The organism is Chitinophagaceae bacterium (assembly GCA_007695095.1).
In the GTDB taxonomy this organism is placed as follows: domain Bacteria; phylum Bacteroidota; class Bacteroidia; order Chitinophagales; family REEL01; genus REEL01.
In genome coordinates, this window is sequence record REEL01000118.1 from 1 (window position 1) to 17,907 (window position 17,907).

General features: G+C 36.1%; 19 protein-coding genes. 12 read left to right on the forward strand and 7 right to left on the reverse strand.

Going from position 1 to position 17,907, the window contains the following annotated elements:
• From EA412_08300 to EA412_08330, 7 genes are all read right to left on the reverse strand, one after another.
• The coding region (locus EA412_08300) for a site-specific integrase (GenBank protein TVR78563.1) at positions 1 to 200 on the reverse strand (200 nt) is incomplete at its 3' end.
• Between the two features lie 60 nt (positions 201 to 260).
• Positions 261 to 815: a DNA-binding protein gene (locus tag EA412_08305; GenBank protein TVR78429.1), complete on the reverse strand. Its 555-nt coding sequence runs from the start codon at positions 813 to 815 to the stop codon at positions 261 to 263.
• Positions 816 to 1,051: 236 nt separating this feature from the next.
• On the reverse strand, positions 1,052 to 2,419 hold the full coding sequence (gene mnmE, locus EA412_08310) for a tRNA uridine-5-carboxymethylaminomethyl(34) synthesis GTPase MnmE (GenBank protein TVR78430.1): 1,368 nt from the start codon (positions 2,417 to 2,419) through the stop codon (positions 1,052 to 1,054).
• 18 nt (positions 2,420 to 2,437) lie between these two features.
• The gene (locus EA412_08315; GenBank protein ID TVR78431.1) at positions 2,438 to 4,228 is read right to left on the reverse strand and encodes an SLC13 family permease; all 1,791 of its coding nucleotides are present in this window, start codon (positions 4,226 to 4,228) and stop codon (positions 2,438 to 2,440) included.
• Between the two features lie 205 nt (positions 4,229 to 4,433).
• Positions 4,434 to 4,871 carry an ATP-binding protein gene (locus EA412_08320; GenBank protein TVR78432.1) on the reverse strand — a complete coding sequence of 146 codons (438 nt, stop codon included), beginning with the start codon at positions 4,869 to 4,871 and terminating at the stop codon, positions 4,434 to 4,436.
• Positions 4,872 to 4,929: 58 nt separating this feature from the next.
• Positions 4,930 to 5,274 (reverse strand): anti-sigma factor antagonist, encoded by a 345-nt coding sequence (locus tag EA412_08325; GenBank protein ID TVR78433.1) that lies wholly within the window; start codon positions 5,272 to 5,274, stop codon positions 4,930 to 4,932.
• Between the two features lie 46 nt (positions 5,275 to 5,320).
• The gene (locus EA412_08330; GenBank protein ID TVR78434.1) at positions 5,321 to 7,285 is read right to left on the reverse strand and encodes a serine/threonine-protein phosphatase; all 1,965 of its coding nucleotides are present in this window, start codon (positions 7,283 to 7,285) and stop codon (positions 5,321 to 5,323) included.
• A gap of 274 nt (positions 7,286 to 7,559) precedes the next feature.
• On the opposite strand from EA412_08330, the gene EA412_08335 reads away from it, so the two are divergent.
• The 12 genes from EA412_08335 to apaG all read left to right on the forward strand — a co-directional run bounded on the left by EA412_08335 (position 7,560) and on the right by apaG (position 17,900).
• Complete coding sequence (locus EA412_08335) at positions 7,560 to 9,539, forward strand: glycosyltransferase (protein ID TVR78435.1); 1,980 nt, start codon at positions 7,560 to 7,562, stop codon at positions 9,537 to 9,539.
• Positions 9,540 to 9,542: 3 nt separating this feature from the next.
• Complete coding sequence (locus tag EA412_08340; protein ID TVR78436.1) at positions 9,543 to 10,166, forward strand: HAD family phosphatase; 624 nt, start codon at positions 9,543 to 9,545, stop codon at positions 10,164 to 10,166.
• 27 nt (positions 10,167 to 10,193) lie between these two features.
• Positions 10,194 to 10,718, forward strand: coding sequence for a hypothetical protein (locus EA412_08345; protein ID TVR78437.1), 525 nt, complete (start codon positions 10,194 to 10,196; stop codon positions 10,716 to 10,718).
• A 157-nt stretch (positions 10,719 to 10,875) separates the two neighbouring features.
• Positions 10,876 to 11,667, forward strand: a complete 792-nt coding sequence (locus EA412_08350) for a geranylgeranylglyceryl/heptaprenylglyceryl phosphate synthase (GenBank protein ID TVR78438.1) — start codon at positions 10,876 to 10,878, stop codon at positions 11,665 to 11,667.
• The gene (gene rsgA, locus EA412_08355) at positions 11,664 to 12,587 is read left to right on the forward strand and encodes a ribosome small subunit-dependent GTPase A (protein ID TVR78439.1); all 924 of its coding nucleotides are present in this window, start codon (positions 11,664 to 11,666) and stop codon (positions 12,585 to 12,587) included. The genes EA412_08350 and rsgA overlap by 4 nt, the downstream gene beginning before the upstream one ends.
• A 2-nt stretch (positions 12,588 to 12,589) precedes the next feature.
• A complete protein-coding gene (locus tag EA412_08360; protein TVR78440.1) occupies positions 12,590 to 13,042 on the forward strand; it encodes a D-tyrosyl-tRNA(Tyr) deacylase in 453 nt (150 codons plus the stop codon).
• A complete protein-coding gene (locus EA412_08365) occupies positions 13,042 to 13,368 on the forward strand; it encodes a pyrophosphatase (protein TVR78441.1) in 327 nt (108 codons plus the stop codon). The genes EA412_08360 and EA412_08365 overlap by 1 nt, the downstream gene beginning before the upstream one ends.
• 2 nt (positions 13,369 to 13,370) lie before the next feature.
• Entirely contained in the window at positions 13,371 to 14,009 is a 639-nt protein-coding gene (locus tag EA412_08370; GenBank protein ID TVR78442.1) for an O-methyltransferase, read from the forward strand.
• Positions 14,010 to 14,150: 141 nt separating this feature from the next.
• The gene (locus EA412_08375) at positions 14,151 to 15,596 is read left to right on the forward strand and encodes a TolC family protein (GenBank protein ID TVR78443.1); all 1,446 of its coding nucleotides are present in this window, start codon (positions 14,151 to 14,153) and stop codon (positions 15,594 to 15,596) included.
• On the forward strand, positions 15,587 to 16,873 hold the full coding sequence (locus EA412_08380) for an efflux RND transporter periplasmic adaptor subunit (protein TVR78444.1): 1,287 nt from the start codon (positions 15,587 to 15,589) through the stop codon (positions 16,871 to 16,873). The genes EA412_08375 and EA412_08380 overlap by 10 nt, the downstream gene beginning before the upstream one ends.
• A 30-nt stretch (positions 16,874 to 16,903) precedes the next feature.
• Entirely contained in the window at positions 16,904 to 17,479 is a 576-nt protein-coding gene (locus EA412_08385; protein ID TVR78445.1) for a guanylate kinase, read from the forward strand.
• Positions 17,480 to 17,513: 34 nt separating this feature from the next.
• On the forward strand, positions 17,514 to 17,900 hold the full coding sequence (apaG, locus tag EA412_08390; GenBank protein TVR78446.1) for a Co2+/Mg2+ efflux protein ApaG: 387 nt from the start codon (positions 17,514 to 17,516) through the stop codon (positions 17,898 to 17,900).
• Positions 17,901 to 17,907 lie beyond the last annotated feature (7 nt).

Consider the following 17,907-nt stretch of genomic DNA (forward strand, 5'->3'; position numbering starts at 1 on the left):
CTGTCTGCAATCTTTAGCGTTTCAGTTTTATGTTTTTTGTCAATTGGGCTTTTAGGTTTCTCAAAAATGTAAAGCCCTAAAAATTCCCTGCGTGTGGGTTCGCCTGTTTCGGGGTGTGGAATAGCCGGGTAAAAATCTAAATACAGGCTTTGCCGTCCTTTGCTTATTTTCTTATGTCTTAATGTTACTTTAACTGCCATTGTCATTTATAATTTAGTTACTAAAGTTACTTTTGTTACTCTCTGAAACAATCTTATTTTTTACGTTAATAGTTTTTCAATAATCGGTTTTGGAACATAGGCGTATTTACCTTTTTTTATTTTAGGTATGCTGTTCCTTTTAATCAATTCGTAAAGTGCTTTTTCTGAAATGCCGTATTCGTTCTGTACTTCAGAAAGATTTAAACAATCTGAAATTTCATAAAGTACCGGCTTTGGCTTTTTTATGGGTTTAGGCTTTGGCTGTTCCAGTAGTTTCATTAATTCGTTTTTCTTAACCCTTGTCAATCTCTCTGAAAGATTTACTGCTTTTAGAGTGCCATTATTAATTAGCCGGTAAGCTGTTCTTATTGAGCAGCCTATTAAAATTGAAACGTCCTTTACCGTTAGAATTTCTTTTTCTTTCAATTCTGTAATAGGACGGGTTTTTATTTTGATAGTTTCAGCATTTGACTTTTGTACCTTTTCTGCTCTTATCCGGGCTTTACTCACTAATGTTCCGCAACGCTTAGAACAATACTTTGTAACGGTGGTACGGGCTGTAAATTCCGTTCCGCAATGCTGACAAATACGCTGTATCTTAATATTAGAACTCATTAAGTAGCTTTAAGTATCATTAGTATAAAATAAGTGTAATTAAGTGCCATAATTTCACCAAAAAATAGCTGATTTTTGTACCTCAACTAATCGGGTACAACAAAGGTACAAATTTGTACCCAATAAACACATATTAATACAAAATAAACAGATAATTAAAAGCAATAAAAAAAGCCCTTAATTAAAGGCTTTTAGTAAGTTTATTAATTGTTTGTTCTTTGGTTGTTTTGTAGCGGTTACTTTCCAATGCAAAAATTCCTAAAAATATTCTCAAGCAGGTCGTCTGTTGATACACTGCCGGTTATCTCTCCCAAATTATTGAGGGCGCTTTTAATATCAAAAGCTACTAATTCTCCGGAACGATCCTCAAGCAAACCTTCTATAGATGCGTCTATAGCTTCTCCGGCTTTAGCAAGGGCTTCATAATGGCGTACATTGGAAAGTATATGGCTGCCGGCTTCTCTCTTCATCGCAGCGACCTGCTGATAGAGATGTTCTTTTAAGGCCTCGACACTTTCTTTTTCAGTTTTTGAAATATATAATACTTCATGACTGACTTTTGGCTTTAATAGCTTGTTATCAGCAACTAAATCTTTTTTGCTTCCAACTAAAATCAATGGCGTTTCCGTATTTTTTTTCAACAAACTGATGTCTTTTAAAACATCCTCCTCCGTGGAGGTCGATAAATCAAAAAGATAAATACAAATGTTTGCCAGTTCTACTTTTTTAAGGGCACGCTCAACTCCCTGCTTTTCGATTTTGTCAGTGGTGTCTCTGATACCTGCCGTATCCACAAAACGAAACAAAATACCTTTGATATTTATCTGTTCCTCAATCGTGTCGCGGGTAGTTCCGGCAATTTCAGAAACAATTGCTCTTTCTTCCTGTAAAATGGCATTTAAAAGAGTGGATTTCCCGGCATTAGGCCTGCCGGCAATAACGGTAGCTACTCCATTTTTAATGGCATTCCCATATTCAAAAGAAGCCATCAGGCTAAGAATAATTTCTTTTATTTCCCTCAATAGCTTCACCAACTGATCCCGGTCGGCAAACTCAACATCTTCCTCACTAAAGTCTAATTCCAACTCCAACAAAGAAGCAAACTTTATGAGCTCTTCACGGAGTTGGGTAATTTGATTTGAAAAGTCACCTCTCAGCTGTTGCAATGCAATTTTATGAGAAGCACCGGACTGAGAAGCTATCAGGTCAGCAACTGCCTCTGATTGGGCGAGGTCCATTTTGCCATTCATAAAAGCACGAAAAGTAAATTCTCCCGGTTGTGCAATTCGAGCCCCTTTTCTGACTATCAGCTCCAATAATCGCTTCATAATGTATGGCGAACCATGACAACTAATTTCTGCAATATCTTCGCCGGTATAAGAGGCCGGATTTTTAAAAATACTGACTAATACCTCATCTATTATTTCTTTTCCATCTTTTATCAATCCAAATAAAATGCTGTGGCTTTTTGCTTCAGTGGGTTTTTTTCCGCTAAAAATTTCATCCACTATACGAAAAGTATCTGCTCCCGAAATTCGAATAACTCCTACCGCACCGGTTCCTTCCGGAGTAATTGGTGCTGCTATGGTGTCTGTATTGTCCAAGCTTTTTTTATTTAAAATTTAAAAAGGAAATAAAATCGGCAGCATAATCGTGGCTACTATCCAGTAAATCAATGCCAAAGGGACTCCTACTTTCATGAAATCAAAAAATTTGTAGTTCCCTGCTCCGTAAACCATAGTATTTGTCTGATAGCCCACAGGCGTCATAAAACTTGCTGATGCAGCAAAAGCAACCGCCATTAAAAAGGGCACCGGACTAACTCCAAACTCATATGATATAGCAATTGCTATCGGGGCTATCAACACAGCACTTGCATTGTTTGACATAGCCTCAGTTAACAAACTTGTTAGCAAATAAATAGCAGACAATACAAAAATTGGCCCCAAATCCCCAACATGACTTACTATTCCATCTGCCAGAAATTTTGCCGTTCCGGATTCCTGCATGGCAACGCCCAAACTCAGTGCTCCGGCTAAGAGAAAAATTACTTTCCACTCAATAGACTGATAAGCCTGAGTGACACTTATACAAGATGATAAAATCAACAACAGGCAACCTACAATAGCGCTAACCATAATATTCATTCCCAAAGTAGCGGAAATGACCACTCCGGCAATAATGGATACCGCAAAAAACACTTTTTTAGGGTTGTAGGTAGGTACATCTTCCTCTGACAAAATCAAAAAAGGTCTGCCACGGGTAACCACAAAATCTTTAAACCCAAGTAATCTTTCTTTTTGCACTTCCAACAAAAGCGTATCTCCACTCTTTAATTCAAGGTTTCCGAGATTTTCTCTTACAATTTCTCCCCGGTTTCGAATAGCCAGTGCAGTAGCTCCGTATCTATTTCTAAAGTCACTTTTTTTAAGTGTGGATCCAACCAACTCAGAATTCGGTGGCAATATCGCTTCCAAAAGTGTCAGCTCATCACTTCTTAATTCCTTATCTCCAAATTTAATATCTGTTTTTAAGGCTATATGCTCACGTTTTTGAATTTTTTTCAATTCATCGACATTGCATTTGATTTTTAAAATATCCCCTTCCTGCAAAATAAATACAGGCGAAGGAAAGGTGTGCTTGCCTTTATTTCTTTCTAACTCCAGCACTTCTATATCCAGATCTTTCATCAGAGGGGATAAATAAATTGGTTTGCCTATGGAAGGCGCACCTTCGAGTATAACTATTTCGGTAAGATATTCCCCTAAACCGAATTTGTCTGTAAGGTCTTCATCCGCTTGCCTGTCCGGAATTAACTTTACCCCTACAAATACCATATATATAAGACCGATGATAAAAAAAATGATCCCCATGGGAGCCATTTGGAACATACTAAAAGGCTGCTCCCCGTATTGTACAGCAATTCCGCTAACCAATATGTTTGTAGATGTTCCGATTAATGTGCAAACACCACCAAAAATAGAAGCAAAGGATAATGGAATTAAAAATTTAGAGCTGCTGATGCCTGATTTTTTTGCTGCCGTAATCACTAAAGGGATGAATATTGCAACTACAGGTGTATTATTTATAAATGCCGAAATAACCCCTACCGTAATCATCATGACCAATAGGGCAAACCAGAAATTCTTCAGGAAAAGTTTACTGAGCATAACACCCAAATTGCTGACGGCTCCCGTCTTAAAGAGCCCCGCAGCTAAAATAAACATGGCAGCAACTGTAATGGTTGCCGTATTGCTAAAACCCGACACTCCTTGCTCCGGACTAATGATACCGGTAAGTATCAAGGTAGCCATAATTAATATTGCAACCAAATCTATAGGCAACTTTTCAGAAGCAAATAGTATAATGGCAAGAATTAAAATAATAAGGACTATGGCAATCTCAAAAGTCATATATGGCTTTCTTAAAAGCTAAAAGTACAAACAAGCCGTTAATTATTTTATATTCAACCCAAGTTGTTTTAAATATCTCTTTACTTCATTTATTCATTTTAACGCAAAACATGCATTCTAAAGGTTTAAAACTCTTTTAGATTATAAATAAAGTATTGCGAAATCAGAAAAGTGAAAAATTTGAGTCCATTCATTTAAATGACTATCAGGCTTTACTTTCATCCTTTTGGCGGGGTATCAATTTTGTCATCACGCAGCGGGTTTTATTATCTTTAATGTAGAAGCTGACAACATCCATGATAGAGTAGATCAATTTCAAGCCCAAACCGCCTTTTTGTTTTTCAACAATTATATCTGAAAGGGCTTTTTCTTTTTTATCATCCTCATGAATATCAAAATAACCACAATTTATCATTTCGATTCTTATTTTATCTTTCAGGTATAAAATATCGATTTGAACATTTTGACGGGGGTCCTGATGGTTTCCGTGAATAATTGCATTTGCCAAAGCTTCATCTACAGCCAAAACAATTTGATTTTGCTGAGATTCATCTATGGGCAGGTCTGAAATGAATTTCTTTAACAAATCCCTGACCTCTGATTGAGTTGCTGTTGAGCAGATTGTAGTTATGTGTGCTTTCATCAAAAATTGCTAAGGCAAAAAAGGTTATTTTATTCAGGCTTTTTTACGTAGGAATTTTTTAAAAGTTTTCTTTTATATAACTTTTAGCAACAGGAATGTCAGGGCTTATTCTAAATACCTGATCCAATCCCAAAATCTCAAACACACTTTGAACGGAATTATTCAAATTACAAAAAACGATAAAGCCACCCTTTTCTTTGATGTCTTCAAAATGAGAAATAAACACTCCTAAGCCGGCTGAAGAAATATATTCGAGCTTTTCGCAATTCACTATAATACGGCACTTTTTCTCATCCAGACACTTCACAAATAAATTATCTAAGTCAATGGATGAGGAGGCGTCAAGACTTCCAATAATATTGATAAAAAAAATATTTCCATCTTCTTCTAAAACAAGTTCCATTAGTTAAGGATTCATGATTAGTGATTTACTTAACAAGTATAAGCAATTATTCTTTAAATTTAATAGCAATGACCAATAAGTCATCCTTCAGATAATTTTCCTGAGCAAAATTTTCAAGATTCTGATCAAGCTTTGTTGTTATCTTTTTTGCTTCACTTTTGTCTGAATTTAAAAAAGATTTTTCAATTCTTTCATAGCCAAACTCCTCTCCATTAGCCGGATTATTGGTTTCCGCAAAACCATCCGTAAACAGTAAAATCACATCACCGGCAGAATAATGCTGTTCGTAAACTTTAAAATAGTTTTTATAGTCATCATTTCGAATAATTCCTGCTCCCAAACCCTTTTCATCTAAAAAACGGTTCACCTCAGAAATATTTTCATAATATAATGCCGGACAATGCCCTGCCCGTATGTATTGAAATTTCTTTTTTGAAGGGTTTATTTTAATTATACTTAAGGTCAAAAACATATTTTTTTGAAAACATATTCCGATTCCTCTGTTTAAATGCAGCATAAACTCTTCCATTGGCAAATCAAACTGAAGCAGTGACTGAATTATTCCTTTTGCTTCAGCCATATGTATGGCAGCCGGAAGCCCTTTGCCGGTCACATCTCCTATGATTATATACAGCTCATTTTTACTGTTTATATGGTAATCATAAAAATCTCCACCTACCTCATTGGCCTGTTTTACTACAGCATGAAAGTCTATATATTTATATTCCGGTGGCTTTTCAGGTATAAGTGAAATCTGAATTTCCTGTGCGATTTTTAATTCATTTTGCAAAACTTCCCCTTTTAATCGTTCATTCAGTAGTTCTGCATTTTCATAAGCTAACTTTGCCTGATTAAAATAGGTATTCATCATTTGAAAACTATACTGATCAAATCTGGTTTTCTCTTCACTTACCAATACAATTTCCATAATCATTTTCCCCTCATTTTCAAGCTTGCAATATATCATTGAAGTGTAGGGAATTTTTTCTTTACGAATGGCTGACTGTTGTTGTAAATCAAATATCACCCAAGAATCTGTTTGCTTTTTTTTATGATAACCTTCAATAAAAGCACTTAACTTTTCTATTACTGCAAGGTTTACATTACGGGTTATCATTTTCGTATCATTATGTCGAAGATATCTAATCCAACCTGCCTTTGCCTTACAAGCTTCAAAAGATGAATTGAATAAAAACCCAAACAAATCATAGGTTTCTTCCTTTTTCAATACCCGCTCCTGAATTGCAAACAAATTATCTATATCCTTTGCTTTCTTACGTTCACTTTTTTGAATTGGAAAATAAAAAAGCACTGCCAAAAATGAAAAAATCCCATAAAGACAACCAAAAGTAGCAGTTCCGTATATGAAAAAATTAGGGTGAAAAGCGCTTTCAAGCACAACTAAATCACTACCAACAATATAAAAATAAAGAATACCTGCATTTACTATATTTAATGGTATAAAAAGTAAAAAAACCATTTTCATGGCATCATAATCCAGATAGTTCAGCCATTTATAATGAAAGCTAAAGTATATAGAAGAGCAAACGATTAAAACATAGTAAGTTAAATAAACCGGAAAAGGAAGGCTAAATGGAATAAAAGCCAGAAAAACAGACAGCAAAATCAAGCTTAAAAAAAGTCTCCAGTAAATTCTTTTCTCCTCATGATTAATTAAAGCGAGCGTACCAAACATAGAGAGAACATACACCAGATAAATCACCATCGAAAAGGTTAGAAAAACACTGATATAGTCTGTATTCATTTCCTGATAGAAAGGAAAGTTTTCCAGTGTTGGCGGCAACTGAAACAGAAGCATCAATATTAGGCCCCAAACAAGTATATTCTGTAAAAGAGCTTCTAAATTAAAAAAGTGTATTTTTCTGAAATAGTAATTTCCGGTCAGCAAAACACCGGCAAAAAAGAACATATTAGCTATGGCCTCCAAAAAACTGTGTCCGTTTCTTCCCAAATCAAAAAATGAAACTATTTCATTCCCATACAGTAACATTCCAATGGAAGCCACCAAGCCACATATAAAAATAAATACGTAAATAAAGCCTTTTTGAAACTTCAATTTTTTATGTTTTTCTTATAAAGTAGCTAATTTACTATAAATATACGTTTAATAAAATTTAAAAATTGCCAATTTAAATGCAGTGAAGAATACCATCTCCCTGTTTTATTTTTCTAATAGATGTTAAAGTGCTAAAAATATATTCAATTCCTTAACTTTGCGTTCCGGCACAAATAGCCACAGCAGCTATCTCTAAACATTTGCCAGTATGATAAAGCTTTCCGTAATTATTGTTAACTACAATGTTAAATACTTCCTGGAGCAGTTGCTGCACTCTTTGGAGCGGGCTTGTAATGATATTAGTAGTGAAATATTTGTAGTTGACAATGCCTCTTCTGATGAATCGGTTAAAATGCTGAAATCAAAATTTCCGGATGTTATTTGTATTGAAAATAAAGAAAATCTTGGGTTTTCAAAAGCGAATAATCAGGCGATTCGACTGGCAAAAGGAGAATATGTATTGCTTTTAAATCCTGATACGGTTGTGTCTGAAGATACCTTCAAAAAAAGCATCGCTTTCATGGATGACCATCCGGATGCCGGTTGTCTGGGAGTCAAAATGTTGGACGGAAAAGGACGTTACCTGCCGGAATCAAAAAGAGGTTTACCCACTCCATGGGTTTCTTTTTGTAAGCTCTCCGGATTGACGACCCTCTTTCCCAAAAGTAAACTTTTTGCAAAATATTATCTGGGACATCTGGATGAAAATAAAAACCATGAAATTGAAGTCCTTGCCGGAGCTTATATGTTTATGAGAAAAACAGCCTTAGACAAAACAGGCCTGCTGGACGAAGATTTTTTTATGTACGGAGAAGATATTGACTTATCTTATCGCTTTTTGAAAGCAGGCTTTAAAAACTTCTATTTGGCTGAAACTTCGATTATTCATTATAAAGGAGAAAGCACTAAGAGGGGCAGCCTCAACTATGTAAAAGTCTTTTACCAGGCGATGGATATTTATGCAAAAAAACATTTTACCGTTGCCGGAGCCCGTTTCTATCATGCTATTATACGCATTGCCATCTATTTTAAAGCTTTTTTTGAATTATCTAAAAGGATAGCCGGAGGCATTTTTCTCCCTCTTTTTGATGCCCTTCTCATATTTTTCGGAATGTTTTTTCTGATAGACTTTTGGTCTAAAAACGTTAAAGAAGCAGAAGCATACTATCCAAACCTTTATCTGGAAGCTATAATACCGGCTTATATTTTAGTTTGGGTATTATCAATATTCTTTTCCGGGGGATATGACAAACCTTTAAAAATATACAAACTCGTCAGAGGAGGAATTATCGGCACCATTATTATTTCAAGCATTTATGCCTTTTTAGACGAATCGCTTCGCTACTCCAGAGCTCTGATAATTTTAGGCGGCGTATGGACAATTGCGGTTACCGTTTTTTCCCGTATATTTTTTAAAATCATTAGCCATAAGCGCCTGAAAATTGATTTCAATAATCAGAAAAAAATACTGATAGCCGGAAATTTAAATGAAGGGAAAAGAGTCCTTTCTTTACTTAGTCAGTTTGGTGTGGAAAAGAATTTTTCCGGTTTTGTAGTACCGGATGAAAACTTAAAAAATGGTGATAATGAGCAAATTGTCGGCTCCTATTCTCAATTAGAAAGCATCAGCGGACTTTTAAATATTGAGGAAATTATCTTTTGTTCTGCCGATATGCCTTATAACCACATAATTTCCTGGATGGAAAGCATGGGTCAGGAAGTTGACTTTAAAATCGTAAGCCCCGGAAATCAGAGTATCGTTGGCAGCAATTCAAAAAATGCCGCCGGAGACCTTTACGCTGTAGATATTAATCTTTCAATTACCCAACCCTCTCAAAAGAGAAACAAACGATTGATGGACACTTTTCTGGCCTTGTTTTTATTGGTTTTTTCACCGATAGTTCTGTTATTCCTTAAAGAAAAGTCAGCTCTTTGGAAAAATCTATTTTTAATCATCGGCGGTAAACTTTCTTTTGTAGGATATATAAAAGAAACAGATTCTACGACAAGCAATTTACCCAATATTAAGTCCGGCGTGTTATCTCCTGCTGATACTTATCAGGCGCTCAATTTAGATAAGGTCAATATTAAAAGACTCAATCTGCTATATGCAAGAGATTATAAAGTTTATAATGATATAGAAATTATTAGAAAAGGATTTTCAAAAATAGGAAGGAAAACAGCTTAGTAAATGATAAAAAATATAATATTTGACTATGGTGAAGTCATAGTAAATGTAGACCCCGATAAAACAATCAAAGCACTTGAAGCCTTAGCTGATAAAGAGACCCTCACTCAGGGAGTTAGCTTAAACCAAACCTTTTTTCATGAATTTGAAAGAGGGCAGATTACAGCAGCAGATTTTCGAAGTAACTTAAAAGCCTTATTAAACTGCAAATCTACAGACGAGGAGTTAGATGATGCCTGGAATGCCATGCTGGAAGATTTGCCCGAAGAAAACCTTCAAATGCTCACTGATGTTAAAACAAAATACAGAAGCTTTCTTTTAAGCAATACCAATGAATTGCACCTGGCTTCTTTGGAAAAGTATTTACTAAAAACGTATAACTTCCCTGACTTAGCCGGTTTTTTAGAAAAAGAATATTACTCTCATTTAATTGGAATGAGAAAGCCTGATATGGAAATTTTTAACTTTGTGCTTACTGAAAATAAACTATCCGCTGCCGAAACTCTTTTTTTGGATGATAACCCTGCCAATATTGAGGCTGCTAAAAAGCTTGGTATACATACCGAACAGGTAAGCAAAAGCAGGCCTGCCATTTTAATATTGAAAGAAATGAATTTAATTTCTTAGCCGGGTGGTTTTATAAAAAGCAAAATCATGAATAAAAAAACACAAAATATCATACTCATCTTGGCATCTGTTGTTTTTCTGATTTATGCCATAGGTTTCGTAATTAGCCCTACCACAGAGGTTGAAATTTCCGGAGAAGTAGATGCCGGTCACTCTGAAGTTTACGATTTGATTTCTAACCCTTCAACATGGCCAAAATGGAGCCCTATAACTCCTTCTGCCACTTCATTTCGAATGAGAAAAGAAGGTCCGGATCAAGGAGTTGGTGCCAAAATAGTCTACTTATATGATCAAAAAGAAGCACTGACAATATCTATTACCGAAACCAGGCAGGGTTTAATGGTCCGGTATGATATTTCATCTGTTCAGGCTCCTCAGATTTCTACCGGTGAAATTGCACTGGAACCGGTTTCCGGAAAAACCCGAATCGTATGGACACACGAATCAAACTGGGGTAAAAACCCAATCATGAAACTCATGGGAAAAGTGATGGTGTCTAAACAAAGAAATGACATGCTTAAAAGCCTGGAAAATATGCAAAACGATTTATAAGAGATATTAAAACCACCTGAAGCTCGCCCGAAGATTACATTTATTATTTGAAAATTGCATAAAACAGACTTAACTTTACATTAATTGACAGTGAGTTATCAGGCAAATAATAGCGGTTTTTAAATTAACACTTACTGTTAAAAACAATTGTTTTTTTATGAACAAAACTGTTATGAAAGAAAATTTCAAGCTGAAAAATTTTATAAGCAAAAACACACAGAAGCCATTATTGGCTATGCTCATAGACCCTGATAAAGCCTCGCAAAAACACCTCAAACAACTTGCAGGAAAAATACATGATTTTACTCCTGATATTTTTTTAGTTGGTGGCAGTGTGATGGAGCAATCTCTGTTTGACGAGACAGTTGAAGACTTAAAAAGCTTGTTTCCCCAAATACCCTTGATTTTATTTCCCGGAAGCCACTATCAGGTTTCTTCAAAAGCTGATGGAATATTAATGCTATCCTTAGTCTCCGGCAGAAATTCTGACTATCTAATCGGTCAACAGGTCTTGGCTGCTCCAAAAATTAAAGCCTCCGGCATGGAAGTTTTGCCAACAGCTTATATGCTGATTGACGGTGGCTCCTTAAGCTCTGCAAATTATATTACCCAAAGTTTGCCCATTCCTGCTGACAAACCCGGAATTGCTGCGGTAACAGCTTTAGCTGCCAAGCAGATGGGAATGCAATTTATTTATTTGGATGCCGGCAGCGGAGCACAAAATTCAGTAAGCCCTCAAATGGTAGAAGCTGTAAAAAAAGAAACTGATTTACCGGTTTTTGTAGGTGGGGGAATCAGAAACATTCATCAAATGAAATCTTTAGTTTCTTCCGGCGCAGATGTTATTGTTATTGGAACTTTGTTTGAAGAAAAGCTTGATGAAATAAAATCAATGAAAGAATATATACAGAATTTAATCATTTCCGGAAGCCTAAAATCTAAGATTTGAAAGCTTTAGTTATACGATCTACAGGCAGCTGGTACACAGTTATTAGTCATGACAACCAAAAAATTGAATGTAGACTGAAAGGAAAACTGAGATTAAAAGGCTACCATTCTACAAATCCGGTTGTAGTAGGGGATATGGTAACTCTTGAAAAAAGCGAATCGGCAGATTATGTAATTAAAGAGGTTTACGACAGGAAAAATCAAATGGTCCGTTTGTCACCGCGTCATAAACATATGAAACATGTCATTGCTGCTAATATTGACATGGCTATTCTACTCGTAACTATCAGCAAGCCAAGAACATCAACCGGTTTTATTGACAGATATCTCGTTGTAGCGGAAGAATTTTCAGTTCCCGTTACTATTGTCTTTAATAAAATAGATTTATTGAAAGAAAAAGAACATAAAAAGTTAGACGAAATCATTGAAAGATATTCAAATTGCGGATATCCTTGCCTGAAAACCTCAGCCGCAAAAAATACCGGCATCGATGAAGTGAAAAAAATCATCAAAGGGAAAATTTGCCTGATTAGCGGATATTCCGGTGTTGGAAAATCAACTATTATAAATGCTATCTATCCCGAACTCAACATAAAAACGGCTGAAATTTCCAAACAAACCGGAAAGGGAAAACATACAACTACTTATGCTGAAATGCATCAAATGCCTTTTGGCGGATACCTGATAGACACTCCGGGTACTAAAGAATTTGCTTTGCCGGAAATTGATCCGCGAACTCTGAGTCATCATTTTCCCGAAATGGTGCCCTACCTGCAATATTGTAAATTTAACAATTGTAATCATGTTAACGAACCCGATTGCGCAGTAAAAGATGCCGTATCAGACGGGCAAATAGATTTCAACAGATATGAAAGCTACCTAAGCATGTTAAGCGAATTACAACTAAAAAACTTGTATTAATTATGCGCGTTATTCTTCAAAGAGTACAAAAAGCAGCTGTGATTATAAACAAACAGGAGAAAAGAAAAATCAGTAACGGACTTGTGGTCCTGCTGGGAATAGAAGAAGCTGACGGGGAAGAAGATATAGACTGGCTGTGTAAAAAGATAGTGAACATGAGAATTTTTGAAGATACTGAAGAAAAAATGAATCTTTCATTAAATGATTGCAATGGCGATTTATTGTTAGTGAGTCAATTCACCCTTCACGCACTTACAAAAAAAGGGAACCGACCTTCTTTTATAAAATCGGCGAAACCGGAAATTTCCATCCCGCTCTACGAGTCTTTTTGTAAAAAAATAAAACCTTTGGTAAACGGACATTTTGAAACAGGAGAATTTGGTGCCTATATGGAAGTAAAATTAATTAACGATGGCCCGGTAACCATCTTTATGGATAGCAAAAATAAAATCTGATGGAATTAAAACAAGCACAGGAAACAGTTGACAACTGGATAAAAAAATATGGCGTTCGCTATTTTAATGAATTGACAAATATGGCTATTTTATCAGAAGAAGTAGGAGAGCTTGCCAGAATAATAGCCAGAAAATACGGAGAACAATCCTTTAAAAAAGGGGAAGAAACCGAAAGCATAGATGATGAATTGGCGGATGTTCTTTTTGTTGTAATCTGCCTGGCCAATCAAACAGGAGTTGACTTATCGGCAGCCTTAAAGAAAAATTTAGAGAAAAAAACAAACAGAGATCAAAACAGACATTCCGAAAATCCTAAACTCAAATAACTATGGACTACTTAAATAAAAACTTTCAGGAATATGCAGAAAATTATTCCACGGATGAAGACGAACTTTTAAAGAAAATTAATCGGGAAACACATCTGAAAGTTCCTATGCCGAGAATGCTTTCCGGACATTTGCAGGGTATATTTTTAAAAATGTTCAGCACAGCATTACAACCCAAATGCATACTTGAGATTGGCACCTACACCGGATATTCAGGCATTTGCCTTGCCAAAGGACTTAGTGAAAATGGCCGGTTAATTACCATAGATATAAATGATGAGCTGGAAAATATGGTAAGAGGCTATTTCAAAGAATCCGGTCTTGAAAGAAAAATTGACTATAAGCTGGGAAATGCACTTGATATAATCCCGGAATTGGATATCCAACCGGATCTGGTTTTTATTGATGCAGACAAAAAAAACTATCTGAATTACTATAAAATGATTATTGATAAACTCAGACCGGGCGGCTTTATTTTAGTTGACAATGTTTGGTGGAGCGGGAAAGTGCTAAATGAGAAAAAAGATAAAGACACTACTGCCATACATGAATTTAATGAGTTTGTACATCACGATAAACGAGTTGAAAACTTTTTACTGCCAATCAGAGACGGTATCATGATTTTAAGAAAACTTGCTTAGCTATTTTTATTCAAAAACGGTTTTTCTATTAATTTTTTCATTTATTGTTTTTTCAATTATTATAGTTTTAAATTTGTAGCGTTTAAACTTTTTCTTTGAAATTTGTTTTTACGTGTATCTAAATTATACAAACTGACGACTTTGCTAAAACACTTATATACTTTTACTTTAAGCTTGTTACTCATTTTACCGGCGCAATTTGCCAATGCTGAGGATAGTGCTGAGTTATGGGACTTGCAAATGTGTATTGACTATGCCCTGGAAAACAGTGTACAGCTGAAACAACAGGAAATCAATTTGCAGTTGCAGGAAGCTGTATTAAGCCAAACTTATGCCGATATATTTCCTTCAATAAATGCAGATTTAAATTCCAGTTTAAACTATGGGCGTAATGTAGATCCAACGACATATGAGTTTCGCACCCAAACTATCACGTTGGGCTCTGCGACTTTAAGTTCAAATTTAACCTTATTTAACGGCTTTAGAAAGTGGAATACCATTCGCCAAAACCGACTAAATCTTTCTTCTGCTGAAGCTGATTTGGCCCAATCTGCTAATGATGTTGCCCTGAATATTTCTTCTGCATATTTACAGATTCTGCTAAGTGAATCTCAGGCAAGACTTGCTCAGGAACAACTGGAGGTAATAAGTCAGCAGGTTGAACAAACCCGGAGAATGGTAGAAAGTGGAGCTCTGGCAGACAATGCTTTAATGGAAATTCAAGCTCAGCAGGCACGGGATGAATTAAACAGTATAGTAGCTGAAAATAATCTGGAGCTGGCCTATCTGAATTTGAAAATTTTAATGCAGGCTGATCCGGATAAAGACATCAGGATTTTTCGTCCGGAGCTGGATGTCCCGGACATAAGTGAGATTGAACAAAGAAACCCTCAGGCAATTTATGCAACAGCACTTCAGCTGCAACCTAAGATTCAAAGTGCTGCATATAAAATCCAAAGTGCAGAAAAAGGCATACAAGTTGCCCGCTCCGGTAGATACCCCTCTTTAAACTTTTTTGCTGCATTCAGAACAAACTACTCAGATGGAAGAGAGCAATTTACAGACTTTGTCCCTACCGGTGGTATTGATACGCTCGGATTTTTATCTTCAGACCTGACTCCAGTCGTAAGGCCGGAAATCGATATCATTTCCGAAAAAATACCTTTTGGCGAACAATTAGATGAAAATTTCAATTATGCCATAGGCCTCAATTTGACAGTGCCTATATTTAATGGCTGGCAAGTGAAAACAAATATACAAAGAGCAACTTTGGAACACCAATCAGCTCTTTTGGGCGATACACAGGTCAGAAATCAGTTGAGAAATGACATACAACAAGCCTATGTCTCTGCCAGAGCTGCAGGACTCAGATACCGCTCTTCGGAGGCAAACCTTTCAGCTGCTCAAAACGCTTATCGAAACGCAGAACAAAGATTTAACCTTGGGATGTTAAACGCTGTTGATTTTAATACCTCCCGAAACAATCTTCAAATAGCAGAAACAGAGCTCCTGAATGCAAAGTTTGAATATATTTTTCAATTGAAGATACTTGACTTTTATGAAGGAAAGCCTTTAGAATTAAATTAATAATTGTGAACACAAAAAAAGTACTATATTATCTCGCAGGCATAACTTTACTGCTAATTCTGGTAATCTTTTCCGGTAACAGGCTTGGCTTTTTAGGAACTTCTGCTGCCGTTGAAGTTCAAACCGAAAAAGCGGAAAGAAGAGATATTGCTGAAAGAGTAGCTGCCAGTGGTAAAATATTTCCGGAAACGGAAGTGAAAATTTCATCAGAAGTATCCGGTGAAATTACCGCTATCTTAATAGCTGAAGGTGACTCTGTGGAGAGAGGACAGCTTTTACTCGAAATCAATCCCGACATTTACAAGTCAATGCTGGAAAGGGCGGAGGCCACGCTAAATCAAAGCAGGGCAAACTTAGCCTCTTCAAAAGCCAGAAAAATACAAGCAGAAGCTCAGTTTTTAAATGCTGAATTGACTTTTAACCGTAGTAAAAAACTTTTTGAAGAAAGAGTTATTTCAGAAAGTGAGTTTGAATCGGCTCAAGTTGCTTATACAACATCCCAATCAGAAGTTGACGCAGCAGAGCAAGCTGTTTTAGCCGCGGAGTTTAATATTAAAAGTGCGCAGGCAACGGTCAATGAAGCCCGGGATAATCTTGCCAGAACCAGTATACGCTCTCCAATAAACGGTATCGTTTCCAAGCTTTCTGCTGAACCCGGTGAAAGAGTGGTGGGAACAGCCCAAATGCTGGGAACAGAAATTATGAGGGTGGCTGATTTTGACATTATGGAAGTTCGGGTTGAAGTAAGCGAATCGGACATTTTGAGAGTCGGAGTCGGAGATTCAGCAGATGTAGAGGTAGATGCATATCTTAATGAAGTTTTCACAGGCGTAGTTACACGCGTTGCACAGTCTTCTGCCGGCAGCGATATGCAGCTAATGACGGATCAGGCTACCAATTTTATGGTGTATATCCGATTAGTACCGGAGTCTTACCTTCATGTTATGGACAGAGTTAAAAGTAAATTCCCTTTCAGGCCGGGTATGTCTGCTGCAGTTGAAATCCGGACAGCAAAAGTACAGGATGTAATTTCGGTTCCGATTCAGTCTGTTACGCTTAGAACTATAGAAAATGATGAAAAAGAAACTGAGGTTGTTTTTGTATCAGAAAATAACAAAGCAAAAATCAGAATGGTAAAAACCGGTATACAAGACGACCGGTATATTGAAATTAAAGAAGGACTGAATGAGGGTGAAGTAATAATAAGCGGTCCGTTCAGAGCTGTATCCAGAATATTGGAAGAAGGCACAGAAATAGAGCATTCCTCTGAAAAATAAACACACAGCTTTAATAAAGAGCAGCAAATTATGCAAAAAAAATGTAGAGTTATAGCCGTAACTGCTCCTTCAGGGGCAGGTAAAACAACTATTATTAAATATTTGCTAAACAAGTTTCCGGCTTTGACCTTCTCTGTATCAGCAACTACGAGAGCCCCTCGTGAAGGTGAAATAAATGGTAAAGATTATCACTTTCTTCCAAAAGAAGTTTTTTTGGAGAAAATAAAAAACAATGAGTTTCTGGAATGGGAAGAAGTTTATGAAGGTCTCTTTTACGGTTCTTTAAAAAGTGAGGTTATTAAAAACTGCGACTCCGGAAAAATAACTCTATTTGATGTGGATGTGCATGGCGCAATGAATATTAAAAGTCATTACGGAGAAGAGGCTTTTGTTCTTTTTGTCAAACCTCCTTCATTGGAAATTCTGATAAAAAGACTTACCAACAGGCAAACAGAAGACATATCTTCTATTGAAAAAAGAGTTGCCAGAATGAAATATGAAATGAGTTTTGAAACTAAATTTGACCATGATTTGTTAAATGATGAGCTTAAAACTGCGAGAACGGAAGCAGAAAAAATCATATCTGACTTTTTAAAAAAAAGTTGATGTTTTAACGAAATCGTTGTAATTTTATGGTATCATGGTAGTTCAAATTACAGAAGGTATAAAAGTAAGCGTTATCTCTCGCTTTAAAGAAGACTTGTCTAACATTCAGGAAGGCGAGTATCTTTTTACATACCATGTAACCATCGAAAACCTTAGCAACTATACCATTAAGCTGTTAAAAAGACACTGGATAATTTTCGATTCAGGTTCCGTTGTAAGAGAAGTAAAAGGCGAAGGTGTAGTAGGCAGACAACCAATTATAGAACCGGGGCAATCTCACCGTTATGTTTCGGGCTGTAACCTTAATAGTGAAATTGGAAGCATCAGTGGCCTCTATCTTATGGAAAAATTATCTGACGGGAAACAATTCAACGTAATCGTTCCACAGTTTAAATTAATTTGCCCTTATAAATTAAACTAACTGCTTT